General features: G+C 39.1%; 13 protein-coding genes. 11 read left to right on the top strand and 2 right to left on the bottom strand.

Annotation, left to right across the window (positions count from 1 at the left end; translation table 11 throughout):
* Nucleotides 1-5: 5 nt before the first annotated feature.
* The 7 genes from MKL33_RS20380 (at nucleotide 6) to MKL33_RS20350 (ending at nucleotide 8,399) form a co-directional block, all read left to right on the top strand.
* Nucleotides 6-833 carry a glycosyltransferase gene (locus MKL33_RS20380; protein ID WP_046879569.1) on the top strand — a complete coding sequence of 276 codons (828 nt, stop codon included), beginning with the start codon at nucleotides 6-8 and terminating at the stop codon, nucleotides 831-833.
* A 12-nt stretch (nucleotides 834-845) separates the two neighbouring features.
* On the top strand, nucleotides 846-1,466 hold the full coding sequence (locus MKL33_RS20375) for a sugar transferase (protein ID WP_004735659.1): 621 nt from the start codon (nucleotides 846-848) through the stop codon (nucleotides 1,464-1,466).
* A 24-nt stretch (nucleotides 1,467-1,490) separates the two neighbouring features.
* Nucleotides 1,491-2,366, top strand: coding sequence for a UTP--glucose-1-phosphate uridylyltransferase GalU (galU, locus tag MKL33_RS20370; RefSeq protein WP_270907627.1), 876 nt, complete (start codon nucleotides 1,491-1,493; stop codon nucleotides 2,364-2,366).
* A 114-nt stretch (nucleotides 2,367-2,480) separates the two neighbouring features.
* Nucleotides 2,481-3,743, top strand: a complete 1,263-nt coding sequence (locus tag MKL33_RS20365; RefSeq protein WP_270907626.1) for a nucleotide sugar dehydrogenase — start codon at nucleotides 2,481-2,483, stop codon at nucleotides 3,741-3,743.
* Nucleotides 3,740-5,410, top strand: coding sequence for a glucose-6-phosphate isomerase (gene pgi, locus MKL33_RS20360; RefSeq protein ID WP_031966803.1), 1,671 nt, complete (start codon nucleotides 3,740-3,742; stop codon nucleotides 5,408-5,410). Before MKL33_RS20365 ends, pgi begins: the two co-directional genes overlap by 4 nt.
* Nucleotides 5,403-6,422: a UDP-glucose 4-epimerase GalE gene (gene galE, locus MKL33_RS20355; protein WP_001062917.1), complete on the top strand. Its 1,020-nt coding sequence runs from the start codon at nucleotides 5,403-5,405 to the stop codon at nucleotides 6,420-6,422. The genes pgi and galE overlap by 8 nt, the downstream gene beginning before the upstream one ends.
* 315 nt (nucleotides 6,423-6,737) lie before the next feature.
* Nucleotides 6,738-8,399: an LTA synthase family protein gene (locus MKL33_RS20350; protein WP_270907638.1), complete on the top strand. Its 1,662-nt coding sequence runs from the start codon at nucleotides 6,738-6,740 to the stop codon at nucleotides 8,397-8,399.
* A gap of 26 nt (nucleotides 8,400-8,425) precedes the next feature.
* On the opposite strand, the gene MKL33_RS20345 is transcribed toward MKL33_RS20350, so the two are convergent.
* Nucleotides 8,426-9,796, bottom strand: coding sequence for a phosphomannomutase CpsG (locus tag MKL33_RS20345; RefSeq protein WP_270907625.1), 1,371 nt, complete (start codon nucleotides 9,794-9,796; stop codon nucleotides 8,426-8,428).
* Between the two features lie 368 nt (nucleotides 9,797-10,164).
* Between MKL33_RS20345 and lldP the strand changes: the two genes are divergently transcribed.
* The 4 genes from lldP (at nucleotide 10,165) to dld (ending at nucleotide 15,901) form a co-directional block, all read left to right on the top strand.
* The gene (gene lldP, locus MKL33_RS20340; RefSeq protein WP_171254258.1) at nucleotides 10,165-11,832 is read left to right on the top strand and encodes an L-lactate permease; all 1,668 of its coding nucleotides are present in this window, start codon (nucleotides 10,165-10,167) and stop codon (nucleotides 11,830-11,832) included.
* Nucleotides 11,833-11,851: 19 nt separating this feature from the next.
* On the top strand, nucleotides 11,852-12,604 hold the full coding sequence (gene lldR / locus MKL33_RS20335) for a transcriptional regulator LldR (protein WP_060466549.1): 753 nt from the start codon (nucleotides 11,852-11,854) through the stop codon (nucleotides 12,602-12,604).
* Entirely contained in the window at nucleotides 12,601-13,746 is a 1,146-nt protein-coding gene (gene lldD, locus MKL33_RS20330; protein WP_002050500.1) for an FMN-dependent L-lactate dehydrogenase LldD, read from the top strand. Before lldR ends, lldD begins: the two co-directional genes overlap by 4 nt.
* 448 nt (nucleotides 13,747-14,194) lie before the next feature.
* Nucleotides 14,195-15,901 (top strand): D-lactate dehydrogenase, encoded by a 1,707-nt coding sequence (gene dld / locus MKL33_RS20325; protein ID WP_205666324.1) that lies wholly within the window; start codon nucleotides 14,195-14,197, stop codon nucleotides 15,899-15,901.
* Nucleotides 15,902-15,949: 48 nt separating this feature from the next.
* Here the strand turns inward: dld and MKL33_RS20320 are convergent, their stop codons facing one another.
* Entirely contained in the window at nucleotides 15,950-17,164 is a 1,215-nt protein-coding gene (locus tag MKL33_RS20320) for an amino acid aminotransferase (protein ID WP_005309021.1), read from the bottom strand.
* Between the last annotated feature and the right edge of the window lie 91 nt (nucleotides 17,165-17,255).

Genomic DNA, 17,255 nt, shown 5'->3' with positions numbered 1-17,255 from the left:
ATTGTATGTTCTCGGTTCTATTATCCCTATATCATAAAGAAAAACCTGAATATCTAGAAAAGTGTTTTGAAAGCATTTGGGATAATCAGAGCTTGAAGCCAAGTGAAATAGTTTTAGTTTTAGATGGGCCTATTGGTGAGCAACTCACAACTTCTGTACAGGAGTGGCAAGTTAAAATCGGTGAAAAACTAAAAGTAGTTGCGTTACCGCAAAACGTAGGGCTTGGTAAGGCATTAAATGAAGGGCTAAAACAGTGTAGTGCTGATTGGGTTTTTCGTATGGATACTGATGATATTTGTACATCTGATCGGTTTGAAAAACAACTTGCTTTCATAGAACAAAATCCGGATGTTGTTTTGTTTAGTTCTCAAGTAATGGAATTTAATCAAGATATTACTGATGCCGATGTAATCAAGTCTGTGCCTTTAACACATGACGAGATTAAAAAATTTGCACAAAAACGTTGTCCCTTTAACCATATGACCGTCGTGTACAAGCGTGATGTTATTTTGTCTCTCGGAGGTTATCAGCATCATTTATTTATGGAAGACTACAACTTATGGTTACGTGTAATTGGTAATAATTATAAAGTTGCGAACTTACCTGACGTCCTTCTATATGCTCGTGTTGGTAATGGTATGCACGCACGACGTAAAGGTTTCCAATATATTAAAAGTGAAAAACAGTTACTAGATTTAAAAAAACAACTAAAGTTACAAAATCCTGTATATGCTAATATGCTGTTTCTGATACGGTCTGCCTTTAGACTGTTGCCAGCAAATATGCTAGGTAAAATTTATAATACCTTTCTTCGTAAAGATATTAAAAAATGAGTGAATGAAAATATGAAACGCTTAGTAGACATAGTCATTTCTTTAATAGCTCTAACCGTACTGTCGCCAATATTTCTGATAGTTGCTTATAAGGTCCGTAAAAATTTAGGTTCACCAATATTCTTTTATCAAGAAAGACCTGGAAAGGACGGAAAATTATTTAAAATGATTAAGTTCCGTTCGATGAAGGATGCCTTTGACGCGCAGGGGAATCCATTGCCAGATGAAGCTCGTATTACGCCTTTTGGTCAAAAATTGCGTTCTACTAGCTTAGATGAAATGCCACAGCTTATTAATGTCTTAAAAGGTGATATGAGTGTGGTGGGTCCTCGTCCAATGTTAAAAGACTTTGTCGCTTTATATTCACCAGAACAAGCACGTCGCTTAGAAGTACGTCCTGGAATGACTGGTTTAGCTCAGGTCAGTGGACGTAATGAACTGGATTATGAAGAACGGTTTAAATGTGACGTTTGGTATGTAGACAATCATAGTGTTTGGGTTGATTTTAAAATCATGTTTAAAACAGTCAAAGTGATGTTAAGACGCGAAGGTATTAATGCACCAGGGCATGTAGGACCATCTTTATTTAAAGGTAATGACGTCCAAGAAAATGTCGACTCATCTGTAAAGTAAATTTTATATCTTGAAATATTTCTTATGATCAAAAAAGCAGTTTTACCAGTAGCTGGTTTAGGTACACGTTTTTTACCCGCAAGTAAGTCAATCCCAAAAGAAATGGTTACGGTAGTTGACCGCCCAGCCATTGAATATGTCGTCCGTGAAGCGGTGGAAGCTGGAGTTGAACAGATTATTTTAGTGACTCACTCTTCAAAAGCATCGATTGAAAACTATTTTGATCGGAACTTTGAGTTGGAGACTACTCTAGAGCAAAAGAAAAAATTTGATTTACTTGCAGAGATTACCCAAATCGTTCCTGCTCATGTGAGTGTGGTAAGCGTAAGACAACCTCAACCTTTAGGTTTAGGGCATGCGGTTTTATGTGCGAAAAGTGTAGTAGGGCAAGATGATTTTGCTGTGTTATTACCAGATGTATTGGTGAAAGATAGCTCAGGGCAGAATGATTTGTCGCGTATGATTTCTCGTTATAATGAATGTCAGGCGGCACAAATTATGGTAGAAGCAGTTCCTAATCACTTAGTAGATCAATACGGTATTGTTGATGTTGCACAAAGTCCAAATGAAGGCGAAAGCATCGCTATGCAGGGCATTATTGAAAAACCTGTAGTGGGTTCTGCACCGTCCAATTTATCTGTTGTTGGTCGTTATGTTTTGCCTGCAAAAATTATGCAATTACTCGAAAATACACCGAAGGGTGCGGGTAATGAAATTCAGTTAACAGATGCAATTGCGATGCTGCAACAAACTGATGTAGTGGAAGCCTATCGTATGCAGGGACAAACCTTTGACTGTGGTAGTAAGCTTGGTTATTTAAAAGCCGTACTTCACTATGGCATAGAACATCCTAAATTAGGAAATGATTTTAAACAGTTGATTCAAGAACTTAAATTATAAATTTTGTAGCTCAACTTAAGTATTTGTAAAAAATAATGAATATTTGAGCTGTTCAACATATTCTCTTCCCATAATGGGAAGAGAATTCTATATAATATTAAAATCAGGTGTACAATGAAAATCGCGGTATTTGGAACCACCTTGCACGCTGGTGTAATGGCAGCGTTACTAGCTGAATATGGTAATCAGATCTATTGGTGTACAAGTGTCACCTGTGAAGAAAATATATCTGTACTTTCATATCAAGATCAAGAAGTTAATCATTATTTAAATAAACAAAGAAAGGCGGGTTTTTTAACAGAAAGTCCTTTTTCTCAAATTCCTTTAGATATTGAAGTTTATTTATTTTGTTTTAGCCCAACACAAATCGAGCTTGCTTTAAAAACAGTTGAAAAGTTGAGTGAGCGCCCGATAGTTCATCCACGTTTAATGATCAATGGCTCAACTTTTGGTTTACATGGTACAGAAAAATTAAAGCAACATTTACCTAAAGACGAGTGGGTTTATTTTCCTGATGTGATTCAAGAAGGAAATGCGATTAATAGCGTGCTGAACGTAAAACATGTCATTGTTGGTGTTGAATCAAGCTATGCTCAAGACATAATGCAAGAGTTATTGCGTCCATTCTTCCGTTTTAGCTATCAATATTTATTCATGCCGATTTTAGATGCCGAATTTACTAAGCTCAGCATTTCAGGCATGTTAGCAACTAGAATTAGTTATATGAATGACCTTGCTCTAGTTGCGGAAAAGTTGGGTATAGATATTGCGAATGTAAAGCATGGTATTGCTGCAGATACACGTATTGGTGCAGCCTACTTGTCGGCAGGTGTTGGGTTTGGGGGTGAAAATTTTTCACATGATATTTTAACACTTTCTAGTACTGTTTCCGAAACGGGTGTGAAAAGTCGTCTTTTAGAACAAGTTTGGGCTATTAATGAACAACAAAAAGAAATTTTATTCCGTAAGTTGTGGAATTATTATCATTGTGACTTGAGTGGAAAAACGGTTGCAATTTGGGGGGCTTCATTTAAAGAGAACACCCCAAGTACACATAACTCACCTATTCATATCTTATTGGCTGCTTTATGGGCCCAAGGTGTAAAAGTACGGTTACATGATCCGCAAGCTCTTGATGAAATTGCAGCTTTATATGGCAGCCGAGAAGACCTAATCTTATGCGCTGATCAATATGAAGCCGTACAGGGTGCCCATGCTTTATGCTTAGTGACGGCATGGAAACAATATTGGAGCCCTGATTTTAAACAGTTGCAACAATTAATGCAGCATCCTCTTATTTTGGATGGGCGTAATATTTACGATCCGGCATATGTGAAAGCAAAAGGTTTCGCTTATGAAGGAGTAGGTCGATTATGAGTAAATCTATCGAGAAGTTTCCTAAAGAGTTAGTCTCGCCTATAGCACAGCTTCATTCCTTGGTTGAGAAGAATTCAAAATTACATATCAAAGAATTATTTGCAGCCGAGCAAGACCGCTTTCAAAACTATTCGGTAAAGTTCGATCAATTGGTTTTTGATTATAGTAAACACCGTATAACTAAAAGTGTTTTAGAACAATTGTTTGCTTTAGCAAAGACGAAACAATTAACTCACTGGATTGAGCGCTTATTTTCCCAAGACAAAGTCAACTGTACTGAGCAGCGTGCAGCTATGCACTGGGCCTTACGTTTACCATCGGAATATTCTAAATTTCCTGAACTCACAAAACAGGTTCATACTCAATTACAGCGTATGTACGCTTTGGTTGAAAAAATCCATGCTGGGCAATACCGCGGTGCTACGGGTGAAGTGATTCAGGATGTCGTTAATATTGGTGTAGGTGGTTCCGATTTAGGGCCTCAAATGGTGACCCATGCACTATGCGATTTTAAAGTAAAAACTGCCAAACCTCTTAATGTACACTTTGTTTCGACTATGGATGGTAGTCAGTTATCAGACTTGCTCCATCAACTGCGTCCGGAAACGACTTTATTTATTATTTCTTCAAAGTCATTTGGCACTATTGATACTTTATCCAATGCACAAACAGTTCGTCAGTGGCTTGAAAAAGCGTTAGGAAAACATGAACGCGTTGTAAAAAGTCATTTTATTGGTGTTTCTACAAAAGCTGATAAAATGACCGAATGGGGAATTGCTCCTGAAAACCAGTTGCTGCTTTGGGAGTGGGTAGGTGGACGTTATTCTCTTTGGTCGTGTATTGGTTTACCTATTGCATTGTCAGTTGGGATTGATGGGTTTCAGCAGCTTTTAGCTGGTGCACATGCTGTCGATGAACACTTTCAAAATACAAGCTTTGAGCAAAATATACCGGTTCTCATGGCATTATTAGGGGTCTGGAATAATAATTTTTTAAATATACAGACCCATGCTGTATTACCTTATGATGGCCGTTTAAAATATTTTGCAGCCTATTTGCAGCAGCTTGAAATGGAATCTAATGGTAAGTCAGTACAACGTGATGGACAAAAAGTTGAATTAGATACTTGCCCAATTGTATGGGGTGAGGTTGGCCCAAATGCTCAGCATGCATTTTACCAGTTACTCCATCAAGGAACTCAGGCAGTAACTTGTGATTTTATTGCTCCTATAAAACGTTATAATGCAGATCATTTTACTTATGTAGAAAATGCTGAAGCATTAGTTGAGCAACATCATCTTGCACTTTCAAACTGTTTGGCGCAATCACGTTTATTGGCTTTTGGTAATGAAGCTTTGGATTCAGCTGAACTAAAGAATTTACCAATTTATAAACAATATGAAGGTAATCAGCCGAGTTCGACATTACTTTTAAAAGAACTAAATCCATATAGTTTAGGGATGTTAATTGCTTTATATGAACATAAGGTATTTGTTCAGTCGGTAATTTGGAATATTAATCCGTTTGATCAATGGGGTGTTGAAAAAGGTAAGCAGATTGCTGATCAGTTACTTCCAATTTTAAATGGTGCTCAAAATGATCTTTCAACACTTGATGCTTCAACACGTGGTTTGATTAAAATTTTATTAGGAAAAGTCGATGGCTAAAATTTTAGTTACAGGTGGTGCAGGTTATATTGGTTCACACACTTGTGTAGAGCTTTTAGAAGCAGGCCATGAAGTTATTGTATTTGATAACCTTTCAAATAGCTCAAAAGAATCTTTAAATAGAGTTCAAGAGATCACACAAAAAAGTTTAACTTTTGTGGAGGGTGATATTCGGAATTCTGGTGAGCTTGACCAAGTGTTTCAAGAACACTCAATTGATGCGGTTATTCATTTTGCAGGTTTAAAAGCAGTAGGTGAAAGCCAGGAAAAACCGCTTATTTATTTTGATAATAATATTGCAGGCAGTATTCAACTGGTGAAGTCAATGGAGAAAGCTGGTGTTTATACATTAGTATTTAGCTCCTCTGCGACCGTATATGATGAGGCAAATACCTCTCCGCTGAATGAAGAAATGCCAACAGGTATGCCAAGTAATAATTATGGATATACAAAACTAATTGTTGAGCAATTATTACAAAAACTTTCAGTAGCTGACTCTAAATGGTCTATTGCTTTACTACGTTATTTTAACCCAGTAGGTGCACATAAGAGTGGGCGTATTGGTGAAGACCCGCAAGGTATCCCAAATAATTTAATGCCTTATGTGACTCAAGTTGCTGTTGGTCGTCGTGAAAAATTATCCATTTATGGTAATGATTACGATACAGTAGATGGTACAGGTGTGCGAGATTATATCCATGTTGTTGACTTGGCGAATGCACATTTATGCGCTTTAAATAACCGTCTACAGGCGCAAGGTTGCCGTGCATGGAATATTGGTACAGGTAATGGTTCATCTGTTTTACAAGTAAAAAATACCTTTGAACAAGTGAATGGCGTACCTGTTGCTTTTGAGTTCGCTCCACGTAGAGCAGGGGATGTTGCGACTTCTTTTGCTGACAATGCTCGTGCAGTTGCTGAGTTGGACTGGAAACCTCAATACGGTTTAGAAGATATGCTTAAGGATAGCTGGAATTGGCAAAAGCAGAATCCGGCGGGTTATAAGAGCTAATTATTTAAATTTTCTAAATTCAAATATATAGCAGTTGTTGGTCAATAGAACGCGTGTTTTCTAAAGAGACAGCAGTTGTAGCGGTTATTTTCATGCTAGTATTCGCCACAATTCTGTTAGCCTCTTTTTGCAGTCATGGTTTTTCTACGTCAACAACTGTTATTCATCTTTATTGCCTTTTTATCTACCTGTGTAGGTATATATGTTGCATGGGACATGAATTTAACTGGGCATAAGTTTTATACCTATTTGATTTCAGAAAAGGCTATTTTTTCAATTCTTTTTAACTACGCGGTAATTCAACTATTTTTTATTGTGGTTGGTCGTAAATATGCTGCAATTTTTTTAAGCCAATTATTCGTTATATTTTTAAATTTTATTAATAAAAAGAAGCAACAGTATTTATTTAGCAATTTAAGTCCTGAAGATATTTTTTTACTTCCAGAAGCAATGAAAGCCACTCCTTGGCACTTACAACTTATCTTTTTTACTCTTATTATTTTCTTTCTTATCATACTTTTAATTGCTCTACGTAAAGAAAGTAAAGCCACTTTTCATACCTATGTCCCTAATATCATTATCTTTGGACTAATCAGTAGTGGTTTAATTTACTTAAATTTTATTAAGAACCCTACAGGCGCTTGTTTTTCTGAAAGAAAACCTATGATTTGTGCTAGCTTGCAGGAATTTCCCAATACCAGAAATGATTGGGTTGGTGACTACCGGAAGATACAAGATTATGGATTTGTGACTTTTTACGTTTCTAAAGTATTGGATAATGTAACTAGCGTATTGTTACCTAGTCGCAAAGTATCTGAATCAGCGATACAACAAATTTTGCACCAACATCATATTTTACATCCGTTAGAGAATAAAACTCCTCAATATCCAAATATTATTGTAGTAATGGAGGAGTCTTTTTGGGATTCACACAAATTAGATAATGAGCTTCCGAAAGATTTATTGTCTTTTGTTCAACAAAATCAAGTGTCTAATTTATTGTCGCCTACTTTTGGCGGAGGTACTGCGAATGTAGAATTTGAAGCCCTTACAAGCCTGAATACGACTTTTTTTCCTAATGAGCTGTTATATGTTTCTAAGCTAAAAAAACCAATTTATGCTCTTCCTTATTATTTAAATTCAATGGGTTATCAAACGGTTGCAATGCATAATAACTATAGTTATTATTATAATCGTAATAAGGTATATCCAGACTTAGGGTTTGAGAAATTTATATCACTTGAAAATATGATTGCTCAAAAAGATCGGAGTAATATATTTAATCAAGGGGGCTGGGCCACAGATGACCTTATTTTTGATTCGATTAAGTCTACTCTAAAACAAAATGAGCAAAAGCCAAAGTTTATTTATGCGATTACCGTCGAAAATCATCCAATGTATAATGATGATCGATTTGGGAGACAGAATTATAAATTTAGTAGAGAACTAACTGAAACCCAAAAACAAAAATTAAGTACTTACACGGCTGGAATTGCACGTGCTGATCAAAAGTTGCAGGAGCTTGCTGAATATTTAAAGACTGTAGAACGGCCAACAATTTTAGTGGCTTTCGGTGATCATTTGCCTAATTTGCAAGAAGTCTATGATAGATATGGATTTTTTAAAGAAGATACTGAGCGAACTAATCTCAAAAATTATCAGACGCCGTTTGTAGTGTGGAGCAATTATAAATTAGATAAGAAGCCATTGAAGCAACCTTATATTGCTGCAAGTTTTGTTGCTCCAAAATTGTTAAAGCTAGCAGGGCTACCTTTGTCAGATTATTATCAATTTGTTGATAATGTTTCGAGTTGTTATAACGCTATACATCAAAAATTTATAAAAGAAGCTCCAACTTGTAACTTTAACAATAAAGTTTTGTTAAAGGATTATGAAAATTTAAATAGAGATGTATTAGATGGGAATAATCATACTTATAAGATTATGCAAAATACTCAAATAGAGATGGAAAAGTAATTTCCATCTCTATTATATAGGAATTATTAAGACTGAATTAATCCAGTCAATTCATCTACATAATATTGCATTGGCTGAGCTTGGCGGTCTGCACGGCTTTCAATGTTGAGGCGTAATAACGGTTCAGTATTTGAAGCACGGACATTAAAACGCCATGCGCCAAAGTCGAGGCTTACCCCATCGGTACGGTCAATTTGTGGATTTTGATTCGCATAGAAGTCGAAAATCTTTTGAATCGTAGTTTGCGTATCGGCTACTTTAAAGTTGATTTCACCACTACAAGGGAACTTGGCAATCATATTTTCAACGAGTGTTGAGAGAGATTGTCCTGTTTCAGAGAGTAGAGCAATGGTGAGTAACCAAGGAATCATACCGCTGTCACAGTAAGCAAAATCACGGAAATAGTGATGGGCACTCATTTCACCGCCGTATACTGCATTGTGTTCACGCATAACATCTTTAATAAATGCATGCCCCGATTTTGACTGTACAGCAACACCTTTATATTCGTCGACGATATCAAATGTGTTCCACACTAAACGTGGGTCATGCACAATTTTTTCGCCTGACTGTTTGATTAAGAAAGCTTGAGCCAATAGGCCGACAATATAGTAGCCCTCAATAAACTGACCTTTTTCATCGAACAAGAAACAGCGGTCAAAGTCGCCGTCCCAGGCAATTCCCATATCTGCTTTATGCTCAATGACAGCATTACGGGTACTGTCACGGTTTTCAATTAAAATTGGGTTGGGAATCCCATTTGGGAAAGTACCATCTGCTTCATGGTGAATTTTAATAAATTCAATAGGTACATTAAGCGCCTTAAATTTTTCTTCAATGGCATCAATCACATGACCAGCTGCACCATTACCCGCGTTTACCACTAACTTTAATGGACGGATTTTTGCAGGTTCAATATAAGTCAGTAGATGGTCAACGAACTCAGGCAAAATGTTATAGCTTTGCGTTGTACCTTTTTGGCTAACTTCTTCAAAGTTATTGGTCTCTGCTAAAGCCTGAATTTCTTTTAAACCAGTATCGGCACTAATTGGACGAGCATTTTCTCGAACCAATTTCATACCGTTATAGTCCATTGGGTTATGACTCGCAGTTACTTCTATACCACCTTGTACGTCTAAATGAAAAGCGGCAAAGTACACTTCTTCAGTACCCGTCATGCCTAAATCAAGCACATTCACACCCGCATCATTTAAACCGCGGATGGTCGCTTGTTTTAAAGCCTCACTGCTTAGACGAATATCACAACCTACAACCACAGTTTTTGGTTTATAGATTTGTCCGTAAGCGCGGCCAATTTTATAGGCGATTTCTTCATTCAATTCGGTGCCGAGTTTGCCTCGGATATCATAAGCTTTAAAACACGTTAAAGTAGTCATTATTCAATTCAATACATGTGGTTTGAGTTGTGTGCACATTATACATAGATCATCAAATTGGTACGTTTATAGTTTTTATATTCAAATACTTCATTTCTGTAGGTCATATTTAAGTTTATAAGGAAGCTTTTTACGACTTTAGTCGAATAAAAAAAATTATAGATGAGAAATGGCTTGATTTTTCTTGTCTCTATTGGTCATACCAATTGTGATAGTTATTTAATCATTGATCTTACCAATAACTGTGTTTATGATGCGCATTGTGGTTTAAGGAAAAACATTTGCACTTAAATTTTAATTGGTCATACCAATTTGTGTTAAATGTTGAAATTTTAAGGTACAAAAATTCGCCCCGGCATTTCAAGGAGATGACAATGCTCAATATGTGGCAACAACTTTATGACCCTTTAAATAATATTTGGCTGTCCAGTGCGGTTGCATTAATCCCGATTATTTTCTTCTTTTTGGCGTTGGCTGTTTTTCGTTTAAAAGGCAGTATCGCGGGTACGGGCACAGTCATTATTGCATTATTGATTGCACTATTTTTCTATCAAATGCCGGGTCAAATGGCCTTTGCGTCAATCATTTACGGTTTCTTCTACGGTCTATGGCCAATTTCATGGATCATTATTGGGGCAGTTTTTCTATACAAAATTTCGGTAAAAACAGGCCAGTTTGAGATTATTCGCTCAAGCATTTTGTCGATTACCGAAGACCAACGTCTGCAAATGTTATTGGTTGGTTTTGCATTTGGTACTTTCCTTGAAGGGGCGGCTGGCTTTGGTGCTCCAGTTGCGATTACCGCTGCACTCCTTGTTGGTTTAGGCTTTAAGCCACTTTACGCTGCTGGTTTATGTTTAATTGTAAATACGGCGCCAGTGGCATTTGGTGCAATGGGTATTCCAATTATTGTGGCGGGGCAGGTTTCTGGTGTAGACACCATGGAAATTAGCCAGATGGTTGGTCGTCAGTTACCATTTTTAGTCATTATTGTGCTGTTCTGGATCATGGCGATTATGGATGGCTGGCGTGGTGTTAAAGAAACTTGGCCTGCAGTGTTAGTCGGTGGTGGTGCTTTTGCGATTGCCCAATATCTTACATCTAACTTCATTGGTCCTGAGTTACCAGACATTACCGCAGCAATTGCATCATTGGTGAGCTTAACTTTACTGTTCCGTGTTTGGAAACCAAAACATATTTTCCGCTTTGAACCTGAAGCGGGCCAAACTTTGACTCAGCAACCTACTACGGTTCAACGTTATAGCATTGGAAAAATTGCTAAGGCATGGTCTCCATTTGCCATCTTAACAGTCATGGTGACGATCTGGAGTATTAAGCCATTTAAAGCATTATTTGCAAAGGATGGTGCTCTTGAACACTGGATTTTTAAACTTGAAGTACCGTACTTACATAAATTGGTCGAAAAAATGCCGCCAATTGTGGCAGAGATGAAACCATACGAAGCGATTTATAAGTTTGACTGGTTCTCTGCAACAGGTACTGCAATTTTTATTGCCGCAATCATCACTGCTATTTTCTTAAAAATGAAAGCAAGTGAGGCAGTTACAACCTTTGGTGAAACACTCAATGAGTTAAAAACACCGATTTATTCAATTGGTATGGTGTTGGCTTTTGCTTTTATTGCGAACTATTCAGGTTTATCTGCAACTTTAGCTTTGGCTCTATCACATACGGGTCATGCATTTACTTTCTTCTCACCATTTTTGGGTTGGCTTGGTGTATTCCTTACGGGTTCAGATACCTCTTCAAATGCTTTGTTCTCGGCACTACAGGCAACCACAGCTCAGCAAATTGGTATCCCAGAAGTATTGCTTGTGGCTGCCAATACCAGCGGTGGTGTAACAGGGAAGATGATTTCTCCGCAGTCGATTGCGATTGCTTGTGCCGCAGTAGGCTTAGTTGGAAAAGAGTCTGACTTGTTCCGTTTCACGGTAAAACATAGCATCATATTCACTGTCTTTGTTGGCATCATTATTACGGTTCAGGCTTATCTTGTTCCGTGGATGATTCCATAACTCCAGTGAAGGAAACGCGATGAGAATCTCCGATCAAGTGGCCATGAAATTGCAGGCATTAATTGAAGAACGTCACATGAAAAAAGGTGACCGTTTGCCTGCCGAACGCCAGCTTGCAACTAGCTTGGGAGTTTCTCGTCCGTCTTTGCGTGAAGCAATTCAACAGCTCAATAGTCAAGGGGTGCTCAGTAGCCGCCGTGGCGATGGGACCTATATTCAGCAGTTACCTGAACAGTGGCCACAGCAACTGATTGTGAACCCGATTAGCAACCTGATTGAAGAAGATCCGCTCTACCGTTTCGATGTGCAAGAGGCGCGGTTATTACTTGAAGGTGGCACTGCTTGGTATGCCGCATTACGCTCAACGCCTGAAGATCGCGCCAAAATTCATCATTATTTTAATGAAATTAGTCGCCATCAAAATGCGGGTGACTCGGCGCAAGCTGCGGTGGCCGATGCTGAATTCCACTTAGCGATTGCTGAAGCATCTCACAATGTTGTGTTGATCCAAATGATGCGTAGTCTGTTCGATTTGCTGCAATACAACGTCTTGTTAGGACGTAAAAAAGTTTATAACGACCCCGTAAATGGTGACTTGCTGAGCGAGCAGCATTTTCAGGTAATGGATGCTATTGATCGTAAAGATCCCGAGGCCGCACGCCAAGCTGTCTGCGGTCATATTGAATTTGTGATTAATCATGTACGTTCTCTGGATGAAGACGAAGCTCGCCAGAAACGTGCAAACCGTTTAAATAGAGTTGATTCAAAATGATTATTTCTTCTGGCAATGATTATCGTGCTGCGGCACAACGTCGCTTACCACCATTTTTATTTCATTACATTGATGGTGGAGCGTATTCAGAATATACCTTAAAGCGTAACGTACAAGATTTGTCAGAAATTGCATTGCGTCAACGTGTGCTCAATGACATGTCAGCGTTAAGTTTAGAGACAAAACTATTTAACGAAACCTTGTCTATGCCAGTTGCATTAGCGCCTGTGGGTTTAACAGGTATGTATGCACGCCGTGGTGAAGTGCAAGCCGCAATGGCAGCCGATAAAAAGGGCATTCCATTTACACTTTCAACGGTTTCGGTGTGTCCGATTGAAGAAGTTGCACCAGCAATTAACCGTCCAATGTGGTTCCAGCTTTATGTATTACGTGACCGTGGTTTTATGCGTAATGCTTTGGAACGTGCAAAAGCAGCTGGTTGTTCAACACTGGTATTTACTGTAGATATGCCTGTACCGGGTGCGCGCTACCGTGATGCCCATTCGGGTATGAGTGGACCAAATGCTGCGATGCGCCGTTATATGCAGTCTATGTTCCATCCACATTGGTCGTGGAATGTCGGCTTAATGGGTCGTCCGCACGACTTGGGCAATATCTCTAAATATTTAGGTAAACCGACTGGGCTTGAAGACTATATTGGTTGGTTAGGCTCGAACTTTGACCCATCCATTTCATGGAAAGACCTTGAGTGGATTCGTGAATTTTGGGATGGCCCAATGGTGATTAAGGGCATTTTAGATCCTGAAGATGCCAAAGATGCGGTGCGTTTTGGTGCTGACGGTATTGTGGTATCGAATCACGGTGGCCGTCAGTTAGATGGCGTGATGTCTTCTGCTCGTGCGTTGCCTGCAATTGCTGATGCCGTCAAAGGTGACTTAGCGATTTTGGCTGACTCAGGCATTCGTAATGGTTTAGATGTGGTGCGTATGTTAGCGCTCGGTGCCGATACGGTTTTACTTGGCCGTGCATTTGTTTATGCCTTGGCAGCAGCAGGTGGGCAAGGGGTGTCGAACTTGCTTGATTTAATTGATAAAGAAATGCGTGTTGCGATGACCTTAACGGGTGCTAAGTCGATTTCGGATATTAATGCGGATTGTTTAGTACAGGCGATGAAGCTCTAACATTTTCTTATTAATTTTGATGATATTGGCACGACGGAGTCTTATCGGAAAAAGTTCAATGGAAGTAGCTAATTGACATTACTTTTTTAAAAAAGTAACCAAAAATCTTTTGCTGAGCAAACCGTACTTCCTTGTACAGTTGCTCAACAGGCGGCATCCCTGCCGCCAACGCGTAGCCAATTTAAATTAAATCTAACACCTAGAGACTGCTAGTGCTAAGCGTCACTTACAGCCTGCGTAGCATGAGCAAGGTATTGTTTTTGCAATATAACTGGAAAAATGGATGCAGTGAACAGGTTCTGTAAGTGACAATGGTTTTGATTACTTTTGCCAAAACAAAAGTAATGGAATTAGCTACTTTAAATATTAGTTCTAAACGGAAAAACTCCGTCGAGCTTTTCTGATTTTTAAAAAACTATGTGGTATGGATGACCAAAAGGAAACCATCATGCAAACATTTTCCCCTCAGGCAGTGATTGATCGCTTACAAAATATTGTAGGGCGTTCTTATGTTTTGACCGATGACCAAAGCACGCGTCAGTACCGCCAAGGTCGTCGTTTTGGTGAGGGGAAAGTACTTGCAGTGGTGGTACCAGGGACCTTGCTAGAGCAATGGCAGGTGCTCCAAGCTGCAATTGAGGCAGACTGTATTGTGATTATGCAGGCGGCCAATACGGGATTGACCGGTGGTTCAACCCCGTATGGTGATGATTATGACCGCCCTGTTTTGGTCATGAGTACGCGCCGATTAAAGGGCATTCAGGTCATTCATGACGGTAAGCAAGTCATTTGTTTACCGGGTGCGACCTTAGATAATTTAGAGCAAATTTTAAAGGGTTATGACCGTGAACCGCATTCAGTGATTGGTTCATCTTGTATTGGGGCATCGGTACTTGGCGGTGTCTGTAATAACTCTGGCGGTGCATTGGTACGCCGTGGTCCTGCGTATACTGAACTGGCGTTATATGCTCAGGTAAACGCTACTGGTCAGTTAGAACTGGTAAATCATTTAGGCGTAAATTTAGGCTCGACTCCTGAAGAAATTCTGACTCGTTTAGAGAAGCAACAATACCAAGCTATAGATATTTTAGATGACAGTGAAAAACAGGCGTCTGACCATCGTTATGCCCACGATGTGACGCAAGTCGATGAAGATACACCCGCTCGTTTTAATGCAGACCCGTCACGTTTGTTTGAAGCATCGGGTTCGGCAGGTAAAGTCTGTGTGTTTGCTGTACGTCTTGATACTTATGAAAAAGTAGAAAGTAATGTCTTTTATATAGGTACGAATGATGCCGATGATTTAACAGCCATTCGTCGTTATTTGCTCACTTCACTACCAAGCTTGCCGATTGCGGGCGAATATATTCACCGAGATGCTTATTTAATTGGTGAAAAGTACGGAAAAGACACGTTCTTATTTATTGAAAAGTTCGGCACAGCCAATGTTCCCAAAGCTTTTGCGATGAAAGATAAAGTCGATGGCTTTTTAGAACGATTTAAAATTAAAGGCTTAACGGATCATATTTTACAGGCGATTACCTTCTTTTTACCGAGTCATTTGCCTAAGCGTATGACCGAATATCGAGACCGTTATGAGCATCATTTAGTGCTACGCGTTGAAAATAATTCAAAAGCTCAGACCGAGCAGTTTTTAAAAGAATATTTTGCAGTACATCAGTCAGGTCACTATTTCGTATGTAGTGAAGAGGAAGGACGAAAGGCATTCTTACACCGCTTTGCGATTGCGGGGGCGGCAATTCGTTATCGTGATACGCACCGTAGTGAAGTTGAAGATATTGTGGCGCTTGATATTGCTCTACGCCGTAATGACCGTGAATGGGTAGAGCAACTACCAGCCGAGATGGAAAAGAAAATCATCCATAAACTCTATTATGGACATTTCTTTTGTCATGTGTTCCATCAAGACTATATTCTTAAAAAGGGCCATGACCCTTTAGAAATGGAACATCAAATGTGGAAATTACTCGATGCACGCCGTGCTGAATATCCGGCAGAGCATAATGTTGGGCATCTCTACATTGCCAAACCTGCATTGGCCAATTTTTACCAAAAACTCGACCCAACCAACAGCTTTAACGTAGGTATTGGACATACCTCAAAACTGAAGTATTGGGGCAAGGCTAAATCTTAATATCGAAACATAAAAAAAGGCGCCGAAGCGCCTTTTTTTGTAGATGTCTTATGCAGCTTCTACAGATTTAGCAAGTACTTCTGCAACTGCTTTAGCAACAGTATAAACATTGTTCATGTTTAAACCTGCTACACAAATACGACCACTACGTACTAAGTAGATTGCATATTCTTCACGCAAGATATCAACTTGCTCAGCAGTTAAACCTGTGTAACTGAACATACCTTTTTGGTTTACAAGGTAGCTAAAGTCACGATCTGGTAATGCTTTAGTAAGTTCGTCTTTCAAGATACTACGCATTTTAATAATACGCTCACGCATCTCTTTTACTTCGCCTTGCCATTGTTGGTTAAGTTCAGCGTCATTTAACACTTCATCAACTAACCAAGCGCCTGTAGTAGGAGGGCTAGAGTAAATACGACGTACAGTCGCTTTTAACTGACCGAATGTGCACTGAGCAGCTTCTGCATCGTCACATACGAAAGTTAAGCCGCCAACACGTTCGCCATATAAAGAGAAGATTTTAGAGAACGAGTTGCTCACAATGAAGTTTAGACCCGCTTGGTCTAAAGCACGGATTGCATACGCATCTTCTTCCATACCGTCACCAAAACCTTGGTAAGCGATATCTAGGAATGGAATAAGGTTACGGTCTTTTAATACTGCAATTACTTGGTCCCATTGAGCTGGGTTTAAGTCAGCACCAGTTGGGTTGTGGCAGCATGGGTGCAATAACACAATGCTTTGCTCAGGCAAAGTTTTAAGTGTAGAAAGCATACCGTCAAAATCTACACCACGTGTTTCGTTGTCAAAATATGGGTAGAAATGAGTTTTGATGCCAGCGCCATTGAAAATCGCAACGTGGTTATCCCAAGTTGGTTGGCTTACCCAAACGTCTGAATTTGGGAAATAAGTTTTTAAAAAGTCCGCACCAACTTTCAATGCACCTGAACCACCAAGTGTTTGGATGGTTACAGCACGGCCAGCTTTAACTGCTGGGCTGTTTGCACCAAATAAAAGTGCTTGAATTGCTTCACGGTAAGGTTTGAAGCCTTCCATTGGCAAATAAAGTTTGGTTTTACCGTTTTTAGGCTCGATACGCTTTTGCGCCTCGATAATGGTCTCTAACTGAGGAACAATGCTGTCTTCGTTATAATAAAGACCAATACTCAAGTTCACTTTTCCAGAACGAGTATCAGCATTGAACTGTTCCATTAAAGAGAGAATTGGATCGCCTGCGTATGGGGGGATATGTTGAAACATCAAAAAAGTCCTTTCATTCAACAATATGCATAGTGCTGGGTTTTTTCTGTCTCGAAAAATACGCCACAACTATGTCGATGCTCAATAATGT

Origin of the sequence: Acinetobacter sp. AOR43_HL (assembly GCF_027854635.1) — a bacterium.
Classification (GTDB): Bacteria; Pseudomonadota; Gammaproteobacteria; order Pseudomonadales; family Moraxellaceae; genus Acinetobacter; species Acinetobacter pittii.
This window is presented reverse-complemented; position numbering and strand designations above follow the sequence as displayed.